The sequence below is a fragment of the Sphingomonas sp. Leaf62 genome (genome assembly GCF_001421915.1).
Taxonomy (GTDB): domain Bacteria; phylum Pseudomonadota; class Alphaproteobacteria; order Sphingomonadales; family Sphingomonadaceae; genus Sphingomonas.
The window spans coordinates 84683-104290 of sequence record NZ_LMLN01000013.1; the positions used below are offsets into that span (position 1 = coordinate 84683).

The following is a 19608-nucleotide window of genomic DNA, read 5'->3' on the forward strand; positions in this document are numbered from 1 at the left end:
GGGGGATTTTATGTCGGCGGGATATCGTTCGCGCGCACTACTGCTGCTGTCGGTGGCGCTGACCGGGGTAACCCCGGCGATGGCGCAGGTCGCCCGTCCGACGACGCGACCGGCCACGCGACCGGCGCAGCCCGCCCTCAACCCGATGCGGTCGGACCCGGTGTCGTCGGAAATCCCGACCCTGCCCGCCGATCCCAATGCGCGGACCGAAACGCTGGCCGAGGCGGTCGCCGATGCCTATCGTCATAATCCGCAGCTCGAGGCGCAGCGCGCCCAGTTGCGCTCGATCGACGAAAGCGTCATCCAGGCCAGCTCGCCCTATCGTCTGCGGTCCAGCGTCGTCGGCACGGTGCGCTATCAGGAACAGGTCCAGCGCCAGATCTTCTTCAACGATCTGGTCACCAACCGGAACCGCGCGACCGGCGCGTCGCTGACCGCGTCGCAGATCCTGTTCAACGGCGGCCGTACCGCCGCGCAGGTATCGGCGGCGGAGGCCGATGTGCTGTCGGCACGCGAACGGCTGCGCGAGGTGGAAAGCTTCATCCTGTTCGAAGTCGTCGATGCCTATGCATCGGTGCTGCGCGACCAGACGCTGATCGCGATCCAGCGGCGCTCGGTCGATTCATACCAGCGGCAGGTCGATCAGGCGCAGGCGCGCGAACGCGCGGGCGACCTGACGCAGACCGACATCAATCAGGCACAGGCCCAGCTCGGGCTGGTGCAGGCGCAGCTGGCGCAGGGCGAGGCCAATCTCGAACGCAGCCGCGCCCGCTTCGCCGTCGCGGTCGGGCGCAATCCGGGTAATCTGACCCCGCCGCCGGTGCTGCCGGGCATTCCGACGTCGATCGATCTCGCGTTTCGCAGCGCCGAACAGGAAAGCCCGGCACTGTGGCAGGCGATCCTGAACGAACGCGGTGCGCGGGCGCGGATCGCCGCCGAGCGTGCCGAGCGTAATCCGGTGCTGAGCGCCGATGCGTCGATCGGCCTCAACGATCCCAACGGCATCGGTTTCGACAATCTGCGTCGCGGCGCCAGCGCGTCGGCGACGCTGACCGTGCCGCTGCTGACCGGCGGCGTGGTCGATTCGCGCGTGCGGCAGGCGCTGGCCAATCAGCAGGCACAGGCGTTCACCGTCGAGGCGACCCGCCGCGGCGTGTCGTCGCAGGTGCAGCAGGCATGGAACCAGACGATCTCGTCGAGCGAGCAGCAGACGATCGGCCTGCGTAGCGTCGAGGCGGCCGCCCGCGCGCTGGAAGGTGTGCGGCGCGGGTTCCAGGAAGGTTTCCGCTCGAACTTCGAAGTGCTCGATTCGGAGCAGCGGCTGCTCAACTCGCAGCAGCTGGTCGCGAATGCGGAATATCAGCGTTACAGCTCGCAGGCGACGTTGCTGACCTATATCGGTCGCCTCGAAACCGCGCTGCTCAATCCGGGTGCCGCGACCTATGACATGGAGCGCAACCTGAAGAAGCAGAAGGCGATGCAGATCGATCCCTTCCAGCCCTTCGTCAGCGTCCTCGACAAGCTGGCGCGCGCGCCCGACGATCCCAAGGCGCCGCCGGCAGTGCCGGTCGCCGGCCCGCCGGACCTGCTGCCGCCGACCGCCCCGCTGCCCGGCCGTCCGCTCGGCACTGCGCTGCCGGTGTTCAGCGATCCGGGTGCGATCGCGCTCCCGGCCGAGGATGTCGCGCCGCCGTCGACGCGCCGCAACCCGGCGGCCGCCCGCAAGGATGACTGAGGATCTGGCGCGGTCGGGCTTCTGGTCCGGCCGCGTTTTTTCTAGGCGGGCTGATCGGCAGCGGATCGATCGACACGTCCTAGGCGGGATCGACATTCAGTTCGCTAGGCGCAGGAATAGCGCTCGATCCCCGTTCGTCACTCCCGCGCAGGCGGGCGCCCATATACGTCAGCGTCGCGGATCCAGCCAAACCGTCTGCGTCTATGGATTCCCGCCTGCGCGGGAATAACGAAATTCCGTGGTCGTCGCTGAATGTCGATCGGTCCTAGCGGGTTGCCGCTGCCTCTGTAGCAATACCGGACGTGCGGTGCGCGCGGTTCGCGATAAGGCATCCGCTGGTTTACTCGTGGCGATGCCAACCCACACTGCCTTGGCGGTCGAGTACATCCGCGAGGTTCCGGCGGGCGGCTTGCGAACTGTTCACCGCCGGATGGTTCGCGCAAAATCTTACCTTCCGGCGAACCCGCATTCGGGCAAACCTGCGCACGCCGCTGCTTGTCTGCTGCGGTGTCCGCCCCGTGCGTGGGCGTATTTCAAACAGACCTGATTTGTCCGTCCGTCCACCTTTGCCGCGCTTGGCATGCTGGCTCCCGCACATCCAGTATCGTCGCGAAGATGCCGCAGTGAGCAGGACGCCGCCGGAAGCGCCGGTACCACGGCAGCGTTACCGCCGCTCGGGTGCCGCCCTTCCGCGCACAGGCGGGACTCGATCCGATACCCGTCAAGCATGCTCCGTCCGACCGTGGCTTCGCAAAAACACTTTCCTACAAGCTGCGACTTGTGGAACGAACCATGAACGATCCACCCGGATCATCAGCGGGAGAATGTTCATGTCCGATCCGTTCCAGTCCTTCACCGATTCGCCGGTCGGTCCGGCCCGCACCGCCACCGCAGTGACGCCGAGCGACAGCGCGCCGCTGCTCCGTCTGCCCAAGGCGCTCTATATCGGCGGCGGCGGTGACGTGACGTTGCGCTGCGTCGACAGCAGTGCCGACATCGTGTTGAGCGCGGTACCGGGGGGCAGCGTCCTGCCGGTGCGGGCGCAGTTCGTGCGCTCGACCGGAACGACCGCCACCGCGATCGTGGCGCTCGGCTGATGCTGGGGTTCGCCTTCAATATCGCCGCATCGCGCGGGCGGCGCAGGGCCACGCCCGCGTGGCGTGGCGCGACCCGCGACCTGATCGCGCGGATGGACCCGCCGCCCTCCTTCGACCGGATGGTGCAGATCGACCGGCTGATCGGCGCGCTGATCGATGCCGATATCTGGAGCCGGCTGGATACCGTGCTGATCCTCGCCGCGCATGGTCCGAAAGCGGCGCTGCTGAACTGGACCGGCCGGCGCGACGCGGCGATCGGCGGTGGCGCGCCGGTGTTCGTGCCCGATCGCGGCTATTGGTGCGACGGGCTGGACGACTGGATCGACACCGCGCTGTCGCCGGTTTCGGGTACGCAGTTCCAGCGGAACGCCGCAATGGTGGGCGCATGGACGCGTAAGGACGCGCGCAATCCCGCGGCCCCGATCGGCACGATCACCGGCAGTTCGCTGCTGATCAACCCGCGCAACGTCGGCAACGCCAGCACCGGCCGACTGAACGGAACGACGCTGGTTGCGGGCGGCACGGTCGAAACCGGCTATGGCTTTACCGCCATCGACCGCAGCAGTTCGTCGCGATTGCGCCAGATCATCAACGGTCGAGTGACCGGCAGCACCAGTTCGGCGCCGTCGACCGCGCCGGCATCGGCGACGATCGGACTGGGGCTGACCAACGACATCTATTCCGAGGGGCAATTCTGCGCGTTCGTCGCCGGCGGCACGCTGTCCGATGCGCAGCACCAGATGCTGGCGGCGGCACTGGCCAGCTATATGCGCGATGTCGGCGTCAATCCCCTGCCCGCCCCGACCACCCGGACCTTGTCGTCCACGCAAAGCATCGCCCTGCCCGACGGATCGGCACCGATCGTCGCCGGCAGCGGCATGGCAGTCACCGGCATCACCCGTGATCTGGCCGGTCGCTGGTATCTGGGTAATGGCCGACCGACCCGGACCGCGTTGCTGTTCACCCGGATGAAGCCCGACCTGTCGGCGATCGACGAGGAATTCGACCTGACCCGGCTGGGGCTGTCGAGCGACTTTACCGGATCGTGCCAGGGCATGACCTGCGACCGGACGACGGGACGAATCTGGTTTCTGCTGAAACAGGCGAGCAGCAGCGGCGACAAGACCTATCTGGCGAGCTTCGATCCGGCGACGGCCGCGCTGGCGGGCGCGCCGACCCTCGTCCTGCCGGGCGACAACGGCATCGCCTTTGATTCGCGGCGCGACGGTTTCTGGATCGTACGCGACCAGAACGAGCTGATACTCTATGATCGGCAGGGTCGGCCACGCACCGGCGCCATCGAACTGCCCGCGAACAGCGACCATGTGTTCGTCGTCGATGCAGCGCAGGGTGACTATGCGATCGGCGATATCGTCGTCAGCTTTGGCGCGAACGGCGCGGCCGGATCGCTGCTTCGCCTTCGTACCGGCGATTATGGCGGGCCGAATCAGATCGTGATCGACGTCCTGACTGGAGCCGAATCGGTCGAAGGCGTTCATATCCACGGCAATTCGCTGTGGATCGCCAATGACGGCGCAACGAATTCGGGCAATCCGGCGCGAAATCGCCTGTTGACCTATATGCCGTGACGAACGCGCCGGCGCGCGGCACGGGCGGCCAGCGCCGGCTTGTCCCATGCAGGGACGAGCGTCCCCCGATCAGACAGAATTCGTTACGCTGGCGGTCACCGGTGTACTGCCGTCGATGAACGACATTTAGTCCTGTACTTGGTCGCCAAGGTAAATGGCCGATCCACCATCTGCCGTATCACGACGATACACGCAATAGGCTGGAAATCGGCAGTTTTGACGCTGGAGTTCCAGAGTTCACGAAAATCTGACGTCGTTCGGGCGTCCAACAATCTTCGGTAAACATCCTTATAACCTAGTACTTTAGAACATCGGAAAAGGGATTCGGTGTTTATGGTCCTTGGGTTTGCGAAGCAGACAAACACTGCTCACCGCGAGTTCCACCGAGATTTCACAATCATTTTCGGCGGGGAAAATCGATGACCATGAACAGCGCAGTCGCAAACGGCGAACTTCATCTTCAGGGCACCTATCTGAGCATTGGCATCAACGCCGATGGCAACCTTGGCACTACCAAGAACGCGCCCAAGGGCTTTGCAACCGACGCCGACAGCGGCTTCCTGCGCGTCGGCATGTTCGCCGACCTCGACGGGTTCGGTCAGGGCAACGCAACCACGCTCGACGACGCGCTGCTGCAGGGTCGTTCGATCGAAGGCTTCAACATCGGCTACACGATCGGTTCGAACAAGATCGTGCAGAGCAACCAGCTGCTGACCGGCTATCACCAGATCAACGGCAAGCTGAGCGATGCCAGCACCGAAACCGAAGGCAAGGCGATCTGGAACGGCGCGACCAAGGACAATCTGGGCGTCGCGCAGACCATCACGCTGGCCAATGACGCCAAGTACATCAAGATCGACGTCACGCTGACCAACAATTCGGCGACGACCATGAACGATGTCCGCTACATGCGGACCGCCGATCCCGATCAGGCCGGCAAGTACGACACCGCGAACAAGATCGAAAAGCAGGGCGACGGCGCGCTGGTTACGGCGATGCTCCAGAAGGACACCCCCTTCTTCCTGTATTCGCAGGACACGCGGGCGACCGCTTCCTTCTACGGCTTCGTCAATCTCGACCCCTATGCATCGACGGCCGCGTCGCAGGCGCAGGGATATGCCAAGACGGTCGACCAGACGCTGAACCTGACCTTCGGCCTCGGCACGCTGAAGCCCGGCGAATCGGCCAAGATCACGCTGTACATGGGCGTCACCGACAATCTGAAGGCGACGATCGCGCAGATCGACGCCGGCAAGGCGCCGGTCGTCGTCGACCTCGCTCCCGAAGCAGTGGCCGATGCCTTTGACGGCGACCAGGACAATGCGGTGACCGGCAACGTCCTGTCGAACGACAAGGACCCCGAGGGCAAGAAGCTGACCGCCAGCCTGCTCGACGGTCCGGACCATGGCACGATCAAGTTCTCGGCCGACGGCTCGTTCATCTACACCCCGGACGCCGGCTGGAGCGGCGGCGACAGCTTCACCTATGCCGCATCGGATGGCGTGCACAAGTCGAACGCCACCGTCGGCCTGACGATCGAAGCCGCCCCGGTCATCGAGGAACCGCCCGTCGCCGACCCGATCGTTGTGCCGCCGGTCGCCGACCCCATCGTCCTGCCGCCGGTTTCGACCGACCCGTTCCTCGACCTGCTGCAGGCCGCATCGGTGGTCAACGGCAATGCCAGCGCCAACGAAATCCTGACGGGTACCGCCGGCGCCGACGTCTTCCACTTCTCGAACGCTGCCGCCACCGGTCAGGACCGCATCGTCGGCTTCGGCAAGAGCGACCTCTTCGTCACCGATGCCAAGCTGTACGACGGCAACAATGACGGCATCATCGCCCTGTCGAAGAGCAAGGTGTCGATCGACGGCGGCAGGAATGGCGATACGGTCGTGATCGAAGGTGTGTCGAAGCTGCGCTTCCTCGGCACCGACGATGCGGGCCATGCGGTCTATGCCGATGCCAGCGCCCGTCCGAAGAGCGCCAAGGAAGGTACCACCGCCGACGACGCCTTCATGGGCGACGCCCGCAACAAGTCGAAGAGCGTGTTCTTCTTCGACACCAACCACGGCCTCGACCTGGGCAGCGACACGATCGGCAACTTCGGCAAGCACGATCTGGTCGTCACGACCACGAAGCTGGCCGACGACAACAGCGACGGCATCATCAGCGCCACCGGTGGCAAGTTCGCGCTGCCCGGCGACACCGGCTCGCTGCTGGTCAGCGATACCAAGGGTGCCGCGATCGACTCGCTCGAATTCGACGGATTGGTCGTCCGCGACGGGCTGACCTACTATGTCTACTCGCTGGTTGGATCGACCGGAACCGACGCGAGCGATCTGAGCTTCTGAACGGTCCCACAGGGACACAAGCGAACGCCGGTCCCACACGGGGCCGGCGTTTTGCCGTTCAGCGTGGTGCTGCACGCGCGAAAATGTTAACGACAATCGCCGCGTTCATTTGGCACATCGTTTCTTCACCTTTACAGGCTATCGATGGGGAACCGGTGGGAGGAAGCCATGCATCTCGATAATCTTTGCGCCATCATTGCCGAAGTCGAACTGATGGGCGGCGACCCGGTCAGTGAGATTCTTGCGCCCAGCGAAGTGCGCGCCATTGCCGAAGCGGTACTGGCGATCAGCGCGACCGCTCCGGCGGCGCATGGCGAGGCCGCTACCCCGTTCGCCAGCGTGTGGATGCAGACGATCCCGCCGTTCATGCACGATTGTTTCAGCGCGTAACGCGGCCGGGCCGGGCCTCTCCCGGTCCGTCATGGTGATCGCCGCCGGCGACCGGGCGAGACATCCTTCAATATGATTACGGGAAATTAATATCGCTGTCATGTAACCACCCTACCCAGTGGACACATCACAAGGGGACATGGCGTGGCAGTTGCTGGAGATATCGCGTTGGTCGGCTATGGTGCCGATGCCGGTGTAAAGTCGTTCGCATTCGTCCTGCTGGCCGATCTGGCCGGGCAGACCCTTTATTTCACCGACAATGGCTGGCTGGCGGCGGGCGGTTTCCGTGCCAATGAAGGGACGGTCTCCTATACCGTGCCTGTCGATGCGAAAATCGGCACGGTCGTGACTATTTCCGGGCTGACCGGGGCGCTCAATCCGTCCGCGAGCGGCGATCAGATCCTCGCTTATACCGGCAGCGCCGCCAATCCGACCTTCCTGTTCGCGCTGAACTTCGCCGACGGCAAGACGGCGTTCGCCGGCGACGCGACGAGTTCGAACACCAGCGCGGTGCCGACCGGCCTGACCGCCGGCGCGGATGCGCTGGCATTCGGCGACGACAACGGTGCCTATACCGGCCCGACGACCGGCACCCGCGCGGAAATCCTCTCCGCGATCGCCGATGCGAAGAACTGGACCACCAACGATACTGCCGGTGTCACCTATGCCAGCGGCTTCGATGTCGGCGGCGGCAGCAATGCCGGTGCGTTCGAAGTCGCCGATGTATCGGTGAACGAAGGCGATGCCGGCACGACCGACCTGACCTTCACCGTCACCCGCGACGGTGGCAGCGACGGCGAGGTCACCGTCGACTATGCCGCGACCTTCGGATCGGCCGATGCCGACGATGTCGTCGGGTCGTTGCCTGCCGGCACGCTGACCTTCGCCGCTGGCGAGACCGAAAAGACCGTGACCATCACGGTCGCGGGCGACACCGTCCGCGAATCGGACGAGACGATCGCCCTGACGCTGACCGACGCCACCGGCGGCGCGACGATCGGGGATGCGGAGGCGACCGGCACAATCGTCAACGACGATGGCACCGCGCCATCGGTTTCGATCGGCGATGTTTCGGTGGTCGAGGGTGATTCGGGCGAGACGCTGGCGACCTTCACCGTCACGCGCACCGGCGGCGATGGCGCGTTTTCGGTCGCGTATGAAACAATGAGCAACACCGCGACCGCGGGCAGCGATTTCGTCGGTGCCGACGGCCGCATCGAATTCGCCGCGGGTCAGCAGACGGCGACCATCTCGATCGCGGTGAATGGCGACACCGTTCGCGAAAGCAACGAGAAATTCTACGTGGCGCTGTCCGATGCCACCAATGGTGCGACGCTGACCGATTCGCTCGGCGAAGCGACGATCGTCAACGACGACCTGTTCCGCATCCATGACGTACAGGGCGCGGCGTTCTTCAGCCCCGTCCTCGCGGCCGAAGGGGTCGGTGGCTTCAATATCCGGTCGACGACCACCGTTACCGTGCAGGCGGTGGTGACCGCCCTCGACGGCACCGGCGCGCGGCAGGGTTTCTACCTGACCGAGGAAACCGCCGACTGGGATATGAGTGCGCTGACGTCCGAAGGGATCTTCGTGATGGCCCGCGACGACCGCAACGTCGGAACGACGCTGGCCGCGCTTGCGCCGAATCTGCGGGTCGGCGACCTCGTGACCGTCACCGCGCAGGTGATGGAATATCAGGCGTTCACCAACATGCCGCGCACCGTGCTGACCGGCGTCAGCGGCATCACCGTGGATGCCAGCAACCAGGATTTGCCGACCCTGATCCTCGATGGATCGCCCGGCCGTGCGATCCCCAGCGCGATCCTGACCGACGAAGTCCCCAATTATTTCGATTCGGTCGGCGGTGCGGGGTTCGATCCGGCCAAGGACGCGCTCGACTTCTTCGAAACGATCGAGGGGATGCGGGTCACCGTGCCCGACATGGTCGTCGCCGACGGCTTCGTAGGTGTGTCGGGCGGCAAGCCGTTCATGAAAGCCTATTCGACCGTCCACGCCGATGCCGACCAGATCAACAGCCGCGGCGGCTACACGATCGGTGGCGACCCGAAGCTGTCGCCGCCCGACACTGCCGATACCCGCGACGACGTTCGTTCGGGCGGGCGCTATATCCATGACGGCGACACCAATCCCGACATCCTCGAACTCGATTTCACCGACTTCGCCACCGCCGCACCGGCCGATCTCGTCACCGCCGCATCGGCCGGCGACAAGCTGGGCGACGTGACCGGCATCGTCGAATTCGACTTTACCGACCTGAAGCTGTTCGTGACCGATCCGGTGACGATCAAGGAAGACGTGACGCCGGTACGCGAGGTGACGACGATCGTCGCCGATGCCCGCGCGCTGACCATCGGCACGTTCAACGTCGAAAACCTTGCCGCGACCGATGCCGACGCGCGCTTCACCGCGATCGCCGATGCCATCGCCGTCAATCTGAAGACGCCCGATATCCTGACGATCGAGGAAATCCAGGACAATAACGGCGCGACCGCGGGTGATGGTACCTCCTCGACCGGTACCGACGCCTCGCTGACGTGGCAGAAGCTGGTCGACGCGGTCAACGCGGCGACGGGACAGCGGTATCAGTGGGTCGACGAACTGCCGGTCTATAATGCCGAAGGTGGCCAACCCAACGGTAATATTCGCGTCGGCTTCCTCTACAATACCAACCGCGTGCAGCTCGGCGACCTGGCCGCCGACGCGACGATCGAACAGCGCCGTGCCTTCACCGACCGGATCGGCGACGGTGTGCGCGATGCCGGCGACCGGATCGGCCATGACGACAGCCAGATCGCTGGCCAGATCAACGGTGCCGACTGGACCAACACCCGCAAATCGCTGCTGGGCCAGTTCAGCTTTGCCGGCAACGACGTCTATGTCGCCGCCAACCACCTGCCGTCGAAGGGCGGATCGGGCGAATTCTGGCAGCTCGACCAGAATATCGACAATGGTCAGCCGACCAATGCCGGCTGGGCAAAGCGCAACGCCATCGCCGAAGACGTCTGGCACATGCTCGATACGATCCAGTCGGCATCGTCCGACAACCGGATTGTCGCGGGCGGTGACTGGAACGAATTCTACTTCAACCGGGCGATGGAAGCCGCGACCGGTTATGTCGACGCCAACGGCGATGCCCGCGCAGGTGGCGCACGGTTCGACAATCTGACCGTGACCGAGCTGACCGAGGCTGAGCGCTACACCTATATGTTCGATGGCCGGTCGCAGGCGATCGATCATGTCATCGTCGACCAGCAATTGGGCGCGGTCGCCAGCTATGACGTCGTCCACATCAACACCGGCTATAACAACCGCGGTGGCAACAACCCGGCATTGTCGGACCATGATCCCGCGCTCGCCCAGTTCGACTTCCGCACTTTCGGCGAACGCCTGCGCGGGACTGCCGCGATCGACCGGATCGAGGGGCTTGGCGGCGACGACCGGATCGAGGGGCTGGCCGGCAACGACCAGCTGTTCGGCGGCGACGGCAACGACCTGCTGATCGGCGGGGCCGGCAGTGACACGATGTGGGGCGGTGCCGGCAGCGACGCGTTCTTCTACGACGCGACCGGGGCCGGCGGAAAGGACCGGATCAAGGACTTTTCGTCCGAAGACTTCATCGTCACCACCGTCCGCCTGCGCGACAACAACAAGAACGGCATGATCGGTGCCGGCTCGAACAAGGTCTTCGACCTGTCGGGCGGCGGTTCGATCGCGATCGAAGCGGTCAACGGATCGAGCGTCCGTACGATCGAGTATGACGGCATGCTGATGAAGAACGGCGTCGCCTATTATATCTACAGCGCGGTCGGCTCGACCACCGATCCGGTCGAGGCGCTCGCGCTGCTCTGATCGGCCCGGGCAACGACGAAGGGGCGGAACCGGTTCGCGGCTCCGCCCCTTTTTTCGTCCAAAGCCATTTTCCGATCGGGTTGGGGTATCGGATTTCGATTTGCGGCAGGGTGCGAGCGGCGAGCGACGCCGGAGCATCGCGACGGACGAGCAACACCACCGTGAACACGAAAGCGGCCCGCCGCCCAGCGGTCACTCGCAAGACGAGGCCGATGGTTCACATGGTCGGAGACCGCTCTACTGCCAATACCGCAAGCATAAGGCCGGCGTTCCCGGACTATTCGGGTCGGCACGCCGCCCACAGCGAATATGCGCCGGATCGTGCTCCCTCGCCCTGATCGAAACCGATGGCATGACCTCGCACGCCATCCGGGAATGGTGAGCGGACGTCTTTCACGCAGGTGCAGGCTCGCGTGCTGGCCATGGGCGCGATCGTACCGAAACGATTGTCCATGCTCGATGCAATACGGCAGCACGGCCGCCATCCCGGCGATCGGTCGGCGCTCGATCGACCCATCGTCCGCACAAAAAAAGAGGCGCCGGCTTTCGCCAGCGCCTCCCTTACCGATCGCCGCAGAAGCGACGACTTTCCGTCCGCTTAGAGCGGCGGGGTCGAAGCGTCGGGTGCTTCGTACACGTAGTAGGTCACGCCGTTGATCGTTTCCGACCCGGTGTACTTGATCTTCGTGATATCCGGCGTGGAGAAATCGATCTGACCACCCGGGCCAGTCGTCGGATCGGTCGACTGCGGACCCATCGAACCCGAAACGTCGAGAACGAAGTTCTTGCCGAAACCGACGACATTGTTGCTGGTGTTGTCGAACAGCTTGGCGGTGGTGACCAGCTTGTCGCCCGCGCCGAAGTTAGTCAGTACGTCCTGACCCATGTTCAGGCCGAGTGCGTTGTCGATCAGCAGGGTCTTGTTGCCGCCCGCGAAATCATAGGTTTCGTTACCGACCTTGTTTTCCATGACATTGTCACGACCGCCGAACTCGGAGATCCACAAGTTCTTCAGCGTCGCCGAGTTGGCATAGACGTGCAGGTCACCCGGAGCGCCCTTGCTGCCCAGATAGCGCAGTTCGGTGACGGGACCGTTGTCGCCACCAACCTGGATCTGGTCGTTGCCGGCATTCTTGCGGCTCACGCGGTCGATGTCGAGTTCGCCGTTCGGACCGAACTGGATGAAGCCGTCGTTGTTGCCGTCGAAGATCTTCTTGTAGTTCAGGATCGAATCATTGCTGCCGAAACCCAGAAGCGTGTCGTCGCCAGCGTTGCCTTCCTGAAACACAAACGCGGTCGCGCCGGCGCTGCCGTTATAGGTGTCGGCGGTGTTGTTGAGCGCGATGTCGACCTTCGTGGCGGTCGAGATCAGATTGCTGTTGTCGCGGAACTTCGGAACCGTATCAACCATGACGTTATCTCCCTGAGTACTAAAAAAGTCGTTCGGCACGCCCGCCGTTTGAAGGCGCACCGTGCTTAAGAAGGCATTTACGTAGATTGTCGTGAACCGTCAATGAATTATGAAGGCTTCGACATGAACAGGAATCCTGCCGATCCAGCTTTAGGACAGCGATTAACGTTCTAATTTTGTTGACGCAGGACGACGCGACGTTCCGCAACCGATCGTTTCTACGTCGTATGAAGTATCGATCCGTTTCGGTTCGTTCGGCCGCCGCAAACGTGCGACGACCTGAACCAGCTGCAGATCGGAGCTGATTTTTTTACTATGGCTTTATTTGACAAAACGCTGGAACAGCGGGCACAAAGCACCATTGCCGAAATTGCGGTTTCCATCGAAACCGTCGGACCGTTCCAGCCAAGTGCGGAAGGATGCGCGCTCGCGACGTCGCGTTACCGACATTGTCGGCGCTACAACGATCTCCAACCCTGCCCAGTCGTTTCGGACATGGACCCCTTGTTTTCCCCGGCATCGCTCTACGAGAACTGATGCCGGATGCAAGTCGGTTGCGGCGGCGCACAATGTCGAAACTGTGCCGACTTTCCCGCTTCGGAACAGTATTGTGCCATTTTCGTCACAATTGCGGGTGTTTGATGAACAAACGTTAATTATCAGTTTGCGCAGTGCCCCAATCCGCGCATCATCTGCGCAGTTGTACAGGGAGCGTAGCGTTGCCCGATTTGCCGAATGCCATGCCACCCGCCCTGTCCAGCTTCGCCGCCGCCATGTCGAAACGCTCGATCGCCGCGCCATTGTGGCGCGGGGTCAGGTCGGTCGGACTGACCTGCGTTGCTGCCACGCCCGAACAATGCGCGACGCTGGTCGCGACTGCACGGCGAGGCGCGCCGGTGCCGATCGACGGCACCGACGCGGCCAAACGGTCGCGTGTGCAAATCACCGCCGATCTGACGCCGGTCGATGGCCAACCGGCGATCACGCTGTTGGTGCGGCCATCTATCGTGATGGACGATGCACAGGGGGAATGGAACGGTCCGGCGATCGTCGCCGGCGAGAGGGAGGATTTCGCTTCCCTCGCCGAACGCGCGCTGGACCGCGCGCTGCCATGGCGCGGCGTACGACCGGATAACCGACTTACAGGGGAGATAGAGTGATGGAGAATAGTGCTCTGGTACCGGGCACGCCAGTCGAACGCGACTGGCCGCTGGGTGGTGCCGACGATGTCGTCGAATCATTGTCGCTCGATCCGTTCGCGGGTCAGACCTATGCGAACAAGCCGATCGCCACGGCGACCCAGGCCGGGAACATCCTGACCCGTTCGGGTTGGAACTGGACCTACAACAATTATGGCGAACTGAGCGACGGGGTCCTGAACTTCGGGTTCTGGAACAGCGCGGAGGAACTGGCGAACAGCTATTACGTCAACGCGACCGGTACGATCGCGTTGAACGAGGCGTACTACAGCGACGATTTTTCGGCCTTCAATGCCGATCAGCGTATCCTGGCACGCGCGGGTATAGCCCTGTGGGACGATCTGATCGCGATCAGCTTTCAGGAAACGAAGTCGTACAATGCCGACATCACCTTCGGTAACACCTCTACCGGTGGTGCGCAGGCCTATGCCTATCTGCCGTTCGGCAACATCTTCGACGCCGAGGCGCTCCAGGACGGGTTCGAGGATTATGGCCGGCTAAGTGGCGACGTCTGGATCGACGGCTTCGTCAGCTCGAACTTCTTTCCGGCGCGCGACAGCTTCTATGCCAAGACGACGATCATCCACGAACTCGGCCACTCGCTGGGGCTGAGCCATCCGGGCAATTACGACGCGCTCGACGACGACGACGGCGATGGCCAGCCCGATCCGATCACCTATGCCAACGACGCCGCCTATGCGCAGGATTCGGCGCAATATTCGATCATGAGCTATTTCGACGCCTACGAAACCGGCGCGCAGCATATCGATTGGGCCAACCTCCGCTTCGGCTATGCGTCGACCCCGATGGTTCACGACATCGTCGCCATCCAGAAAATCTATGGCGCTGACCGGACGACGCGGACCGGCGACACCGTCTATGGCTTCAATTCGACCGCGAACCGCGCCGAGTACGACTTTGCAAAGAACGCGGCACCGATCGTCTCGGTCTACGACGCCGGCGGCAACGACACGCTCGATTTCTCGGGCTGGAACACGCCGTCGGTCATCGACCTGAACGCCGGCGCGTTTTCGTCGGGTGGCGGGATCGAGGCGTTCCTGACGCTCGAACAGGTCAATGCCAATCGCGCCGCGCAGGGTTTGGCAGCCCGTTCGCAGGCGACGTTCGACGCCTATACCGCGTTGCGTGAGGACCTCGGCCTGACCAGCGGCCTGTACAAGGACAATATTTCGATCGCGTACGGCGTGACGATCGAGAATGCGATCGGCGGCGGCGGCAACGACCGGCTGATCGGTAACCAGGTCGCCAACAAGCTGACCGGCGGTGCGGGACGCGACATCTTCGAATTGCGAACCTCGGGCGTCTCGGGCGTCGATACGGTGACCGATTGGCAACGCGGCGACGTGTTGGCGGTCGATCGGGCGATTCGCGACAATAACAATGACGGCATCGTCACGTGGCGCGGCGGCCCGCTGGCCCTCGACACCAGCGATGGCGATGCGGCCACGCTGGCCGGTGCGAACGGCGCGGCCGGGCTGCGCCTGATGGGCAGCATCGACGGCACCTTCTATTATGGCGACGCCCGCGTTCGCCCGGTCGCCGGTCGCAACCAGCAGGTCGCCGAAAGCGGCTTTGGCGACGATGTCCTCAAATCGTCGAGCAACAAGAAGATCAGCGACATCTTCTTCTTCGATACCGCCAACCCGATCGCCGGGCTCGGCAACGACTCGCTGAGCTTCACCGCGCGCGACATCATCGTCACCACGACGGCGTTGTTCGACGGGAATGATGACGGCATCATCCGCTTCAACGATGGCGTCCTCGACCTGTCGGGCATGGGTGGCACCGTCGCCATCTCCGGCACGCGGGCGCTGGAATTCGACGCGATGATCGAACAGAACGGGCTGCGCTTCTATATCTACAGCGCCGTCGGTTCGAGCGTCGGCATGGGCAGCGTCGACGTCTGAAGACCAAGGGGGGTGGCGCGATCCCCGATGCGGGATCGCGCCACCCCCTTCCCCCCTTCGCAAACCGGCCAAGGCTCTGCTATTGGCGGAGCTTCGCTGGGAAGGGATCGATCGCCGTGACGTTTGGCCATAAGCACGCGGCGGCGCGATGAACCGCGTCGCACTTCAGGCCGGCACCGGCCGCGACTCGGCGGCGCTGCGCTGGACGATGACGCTGATCCCGCCGTTCGCGATCGCCTATAACGGCATCTTCGCCGCCGTCGCTGCGGTCGGTGCACCGATGAACAATGCGATCGTCATCGCGGCCGAACTGCTGATCATCGTCAGCGCGATCGGTCTGTCGTTCGTCCGTGACGGCATCCGCCGCGAGGATATGGCGCCGCTGCTGTTCGTCGCCGGGATCGTCGCGGTCGCGATGGTCGGATCGATGGTGTTCGAACGCCCGATGATCGAAGGGGTGCGCAACGCGCTGATCATCGCCGCCTTCACGATCCTCGGCATTCGTTGCAACGAACGGATGGTCCGCATCGCCTTTGCGGTCAGTTGCGGGATCGCGCTGGGCGTATTGCTGCTCGAAATCAGCAGCGTCGACACCTATGCCTCGATCTTCCAGCCAGCCAGCTATCTGACCAAGACGCGCGGTTTCGTCGTCAAGGAATTCATGGACGAAAATTCGCTGGCGATCGGGACGATCTCCTACAGCGGGCGCTTCACCTTCGGCCTGTATGACGGGCCGCGCACCTCGTCGATCTTTCTCGAACAGGTCAGCATCAACTGCTTCTCGATCGTCATCATGGTGTATCTGTGCACCCTGTGGCAACGACTGAGCATCGCCGAACGGGCGCTGGCGCTGGCGACCGTGTTCCTGATCGTGGTCACCAACAATGCGCGCATGTCGGCGCTGCTCGCGCCGCTGTTCCTGATCGGGTATTTCCTGTTTCCGCGCCTGCCGCGCTATTGGCAGGGGCTGATCCCGGTCGTGTCGATCGGCGCGACCTTCCTGCTCTTCGCGTTCATCCCGTGGCGGTCGGGCGACGATCCGGTCGGACGGCTCGGCGTGACCTATCGCTATCTGACAACCTATACTGCCGGCGATTTCCTGTTCGGCGTACCCGCGCTCATCGCGCGGACCGGCGATACCGGCTATGGCTTCGTGATCGCGTCGATGGGACTCGCGGGTGCCTTCGTCTACTGGGCCTATCTGATCGTCGTCGTGCCTCAGAATTCGGACATGTCGCGACGGGCGGCATGGGCGTCCGCGCTGTACATCTATGTCTGGCTGCTGGTCGGCGGCACCGGCACCTTCTCGATGAAGTCGGCACCGCTGCTCTGGCTGCTGCTCGGCTATTGCCGGGCAACCTATCTGTCGGCGCACGACGAAGGGGCGCGCCGGCAGGCCGAGGCCCACCGACTGACACCGCGCGAGCGCATGGCCCGACGACACGCCGCCGCCGGTTGACCGGTCAGTGTGACCGGAACAAATGGATCGCCGCCATGATCGCCAGCCACGGCGTCGCCGCATAGACCGCCAGCGTCATCAACCGCTGGCGGGGCGACCATTTGAACGGTTGTGCAGCGGGTGCGACATCGAAACTGATGACATTAACGCGAGTCGCGTCGGACACCGCACCTGACGGCAACGCCCCGATGAATTCGCAGCCATATTGGGTACCCTCGCCCCACACGACGGTCGCCTCGACCGTGCCGACCCCGGCAAGGCCCAGCAAGACCGATTCACCGACGCCGAGCGGATGGCCGGTGCGGATACGACATCCGTGTCGGGTCAGGTCGAGCAGTGCGCTATGCACTGGCGGACGCCCCGCAGCGCGCAACACGCACGCACGACCGACCGATACACGATCGTCATCGCGACGACCGACAAACTGTTCTTCAATTATGCGTGCCTGAAGACTCATGGCATCCTCCATCTGGCTGCACACCAGATAGCGGATCAGGTCTTACCAAAGCTTTTCTGCGGAGATCGAATTGATGGTTACTAAGCGATAATTGGTAAACGGCGAGTAAATCATTGCGCCATTATTGTTCACCATCAAATTTAGTTATTATATCGACCAGGTTACCGGCCGGATATCGCGCGCCGGACTACCTGCGACCAGCATGCGGGGCGCGACGTCGCGGACCACGATCGATCCGGCGGCGATCACCGCGCCCGATCCGATCGTCACGCCCTTCAGCACCATCACTCCCAGCCCGATCCAGACATCGTCGCCGATCACCACCGGCGCGGTCCGCGCGCGCGACCCGGTCAGGTCGTGATGATCGGTATCCATGATGACGGTCCGCGCGGCGATCGCGACGCGGTGTCCGATCGTCACCGCCTGATGGCAATCGATCCGCACGTCGTCGGCCAGATAGCCGCTGCCGAGCGTCAACCGCCCGCCCTTTCCAACGCGAATCTCGACACCGCGATGCAAGGCAAAGATGCCGTCGACCTGCATCGCGCCGCCGGGCCGCACCGCGACTTCGGTCCCGCGCGACACCTGCCCGGGCCAGCATTTGCCGATGGCCAATCGCCCCTTGCCGCTCAATGGTCCGGCGATCGACAGCCGCGCGCGCCGGTAGATCAGAACCCGAAACGGCGTACGCAGATTTGCGAACAAGGTTGCGAACGGTCGCAACCGCAGCAGCAGCCGGAGAAGAGGTGCCGCGCGCGAAAATACACTCAAATCAATTCCCCCGCCCATTCATGGCGAACGAACGATAAGTATATTGGTTCAATACGTATTTTTATGCACGACGACCTTGACGGTCATCGCCAGGATCGTGACGTCGCGCCAGAACGACCAGTTGGCGGCATATTCCAGATCGGCCTGCAACCGGCGGGTCAGATCCTCGACATGGTTCGTGGCCCCGCGATAGCCGCGCACCTGTGCCAGACCGGTGATACCGGGCTTCAGCGCATGGCGATGCCAGTACCGCGTGTCCACGTCCCAGAACAGGTGATTACCCGCCAGCGAGCCCAGCGCGTGCGGACGCGGACCGACGATGCTCATCTGTCCGAGAAACACGTTCAGCAACTGCGGCAATTCATCGATGCTGGTGCGACGGATGAAATAGCCGACGCGGGTGATACGGTCGTCGTCGCGGCTGGTCGACACGTTGCCATCGGCGTCGCAATTCTCGACGCGCATGCTGCGGAACTTCAGAATGTCGAAGAATTCGTTGCCGCGCCCGACCCGCCGCTGGCGGAAAAGCACCGGACCCGGGCTGTCGAGCTTGATGAGCAGCGCGGTCAGCAACAGCGCCGGCGCCAGCGCGATCAGCGCAGGCACGCATACCGCCAGATCGAACGCCCGCTTCGCAAAGGCATCGCGGAGCGACAGCGGCCCGACCGACACGGTCAGCGTCGGCCGATCGCCGATATGCGATACGCCCAGCGCCCCGAAATGCGAGATCGTATCGACCACCACGTCACCGCGCACGTTTGCGCCCTTCAGCAGCATCGCCCAGTCCTGGCAGCGCCCTTCGGAACAGGCGACCACCACCCGTTCGCATTCGCGGATCAGCGAACCGAAGGCGTTGAGCATCGCCGGATCGCGCAGGTCGGGAACAAGACCGATATCGCTGGCCCGGACCACCCGGTACCCGGGAAGCGGTGCGATGTCCGCTCCGTCGAGGATCAGCATCTGCACCAGCAACCGGTCGCGCAGCCGCGATTCGACATAGATCGCGACGATCTGCCGGAACACGACCAGCGTCAGCGTGCCGACGACCATCGCGATCCCGATCAGCAGGCGCGACAGATCGCGCTCCAGCTTCAGGAAGTACGACAGCAGGAACAATACGCCGTAAGTGAACAGCAGCGCCCGGACCGCAGGCGCGGTGTCGACCGACACGTCCTGCGCCGACCGCAGCGAGAACGCGCCCGAATTGAACGCGATTCCGGTATAGACGATCGCCGTCAACGTCAGCAGCTCGAACAGCTTGAAATCGGACTTCAGCAAGTGGCTCGGCAACAGGAAGCCGAACGCGATTGCGGCGATGTCCAGCGCCAGCAATATCACATAGAGGCGCAGG

The 19608-nt window shown here is 63.6% G+C and carries 14 protein-coding genes; 10 read left to right on the top strand and 4 right to left on the bottom strand.

Translation table 11 applies throughout. The features are described from left to right. Positions 1–10 precede the first annotated feature (10 nt). The 6 genes from ASE91_RS08285 (at position 11) to ASE91_RS08310 (ending at position 11032) form a co-directional block, all read left to right on the top strand. Positions 11–1735: a TolC family outer membrane protein gene (locus ASE91_RS08285; protein WP_056624873.1), complete on the top strand. Its 1725-nt coding sequence runs from the start codon at positions 11–13 to the stop codon at positions 1733–1735. A gap of 830 nt (positions 1736–2565) precedes the next feature. Then, complete coding sequence (locus ASE91_RS08290) at positions 2566–2832, top strand: spike base protein, RCAP_Rcc01079 family (protein ID WP_056002344.1); 267 nt, start codon at positions 2566–2568, stop codon at positions 2830–2832. Continuing rightward, positions 2832–4421: a hypothetical protein gene (locus ASE91_RS08295; RefSeq protein ID WP_056624879.1), complete on the top strand. Its 1590-nt coding sequence runs from the start codon at positions 2832–2834 to the stop codon at positions 4419–4421. The genes ASE91_RS08290 and ASE91_RS08295 overlap by 1 nt, the downstream gene beginning before the upstream one ends. 425 nt (positions 4422–4846) lie before the next feature. Beyond that, complete coding sequence (locus ASE91_RS08300) at positions 4847–6772, top strand: cadherin-like domain-containing protein (RefSeq protein WP_235530384.1); 1926 nt, start codon at positions 4847–4849, stop codon at positions 6770–6772. A gap of 168 nt (positions 6773–6940) precedes the next feature. Beyond that, positions 6941–7162 carry a hypothetical protein gene (locus ASE91_RS08305; RefSeq protein WP_056001864.1) on the top strand — a complete coding sequence of 74 codons (222 nt, stop codon included), beginning with the start codon at positions 6941–6943 and terminating at the stop codon, positions 7160–7162. 144 nt (positions 7163–7306) lie between these two features. Next, complete coding sequence (locus ASE91_RS08310) at positions 7307–11032, top strand: Calx-beta domain-containing protein (protein ID WP_082453904.1); 3726 nt, start codon at positions 7307–7309, stop codon at positions 11030–11032. Positions 11033–11630: 598 nt separating this feature from the next. Here the strand turns inward: ASE91_RS08310 and ASE91_RS08315 are convergent. Next, a complete protein-coding gene (locus tag ASE91_RS08315; protein ID WP_056624885.1) occupies positions 11631–12443 on the bottom strand; it encodes a hypothetical protein in 813 nt (270 codons plus the stop codon). Positions 12444–12758: 315 nt separating this feature from the next. Between ASE91_RS08315 and ASE91_RS19290 the strand changes: the two genes are divergently transcribed. The 4 genes from ASE91_RS19290 (at position 12759) to ASE91_RS08330 (ending at position 17029) form a co-directional block, all read left to right on the top strand. After that, the gene (locus ASE91_RS19290; protein ID WP_156357737.1) at positions 12759–12980 is read left to right on the top strand and encodes a hypothetical protein; all 222 of its coding nucleotides are present in this window, start codon (positions 12759–12761) and stop codon (positions 12978–12980) included. A 182-nt stretch (positions 12981–13162) separates the two neighbouring features. Next, positions 13163–13603 (top strand): hypothetical protein, encoded by a 441-nt coding sequence (locus tag ASE91_RS08320; RefSeq protein WP_156357738.1) that lies wholly within the window; start codon positions 13163–13165, stop codon positions 13601–13603. Further along, the gene (locus ASE91_RS20080; RefSeq protein ID WP_056624888.1) at positions 13603–15570 is read left to right on the top strand and encodes a M10 family metallopeptidase; all 1968 of its coding nucleotides are present in this window, start codon (positions 13603–13605) and stop codon (positions 15568–15570) included. The genes ASE91_RS08320 and ASE91_RS20080 overlap by 1 nt, the downstream gene beginning before the upstream one ends. Positions 15571–15718: 148 nt before the next feature. Beyond that, positions 15719–17029: a hypothetical protein gene (locus tag ASE91_RS08330; protein WP_056624891.1), complete on the top strand. Its 1311-nt coding sequence runs from the start codon at positions 15719–15721 to the stop codon at positions 17027–17029. A 4-nt stretch (positions 17030–17033) separates the two neighbouring features. Here the strand turns inward: ASE91_RS08330 and ASE91_RS08335 are convergent, their stop codons facing one another. The 3 genes from ASE91_RS08335 to ASE91_RS08350 all read right to left on the bottom strand — a co-directional run bounded on the left by ASE91_RS08335 (position 17034) and on the right by ASE91_RS08350 (position 19595). Continuing rightward, a complete protein-coding gene (locus ASE91_RS08335; RefSeq protein ID WP_082453905.1) occupies positions 17034–17498 on the bottom strand; it encodes a PilZ domain-containing protein in 465 nt (154 codons plus the stop codon). Positions 17499–17633: 135 nt separating this feature from the next. Then, on the bottom strand, positions 17634–18191 hold the full coding sequence (locus tag ASE91_RS20945) for an acyltransferase (protein WP_321163787.1): 558 nt from the start codon (positions 18189–18191) through the stop codon (positions 17634–17636). A gap of 114 nt (positions 18192–18305) precedes the next feature. Further along, entirely contained in the window at positions 18306–19595 is a 1290-nt protein-coding gene (locus ASE91_RS08350) for an exopolysaccharide biosynthesis polyprenyl glycosylphosphotransferase (protein ID WP_235530385.1), read from the bottom strand. Positions 19596–19608 lie beyond the last annotated feature (13 nt).

What these genes read in the sequence shown, in the direction of transcription:
- ASE91_RS08335 (WP_082453905.1), bottom strand. Translation starts at nt 17,498, where the DNA reads ATGGAGGATGCCATGAGTCTTCAGGCACGCATAATTGAAGAACAGTTT.
- ASE91_RS08300 (WP_235530384.1), top strand. Translation starts at nt 4,847, where the DNA reads ATGAACAGCGCAGTCGCAAACGGCGAACTTCATCTTCAGGGCACCTAT.
- ASE91_RS08330 (WP_056624891.1), top strand. Translation starts at nt 15,719, where the DNA reads ATGAACCGCGTCGCACTTCAGGCCGGCACCGGCCGCGACTCGGCGGCG.
- ASE91_RS20080 (WP_056624888.1), top strand. Translation starts at nt 13,603, where the DNA reads ATGGAGAATAGTGCTCTGGTACCGGGCACGCCAGTCGAACGCGACTGG.
- ASE91_RS08295 (WP_056624879.1), top strand. Translation starts at nt 2,832, where the DNA reads ATGCTGGGGTTCGCCTTCAATATCGCCGCATCGCGCGGGCGGCGCAGG.
- ASE91_RS08315 (WP_056624885.1), bottom strand. Translation starts at nt 12,443, where the DNA reads ATGGTTGATACGGTTCCGAAGTTCCGCGACAACAGCAATCTGATCTCG.
- ASE91_RS08290 (WP_056002344.1), top strand. Translation starts at nt 2,566, where the DNA reads ATGTCCGATCCGTTCCAGTCCTTCACCGATTCGCCGGTCGGTCCGGCC.
- ASE91_RS08305 (WP_056001864.1), top strand. Translation starts at nt 6,941, where the DNA reads ATGCATCTCGATAATCTTTGCGCCATCATTGCCGAAGTCGAACTGATG.
- ASE91_RS19290 (WP_156357737.1), top strand. Translation starts at nt 12,759, where the DNA reads ATGGCTTTATTTGACAAAACGCTGGAACAGCGGGCACAAAGCACCATT.
- ASE91_RS08285 (WP_056624873.1), top strand. Translation starts at nt 11, where the DNA reads ATGTCGGCGGGATATCGTTCGCGCGCACTACTGCTGCTGTCGGTGGCG.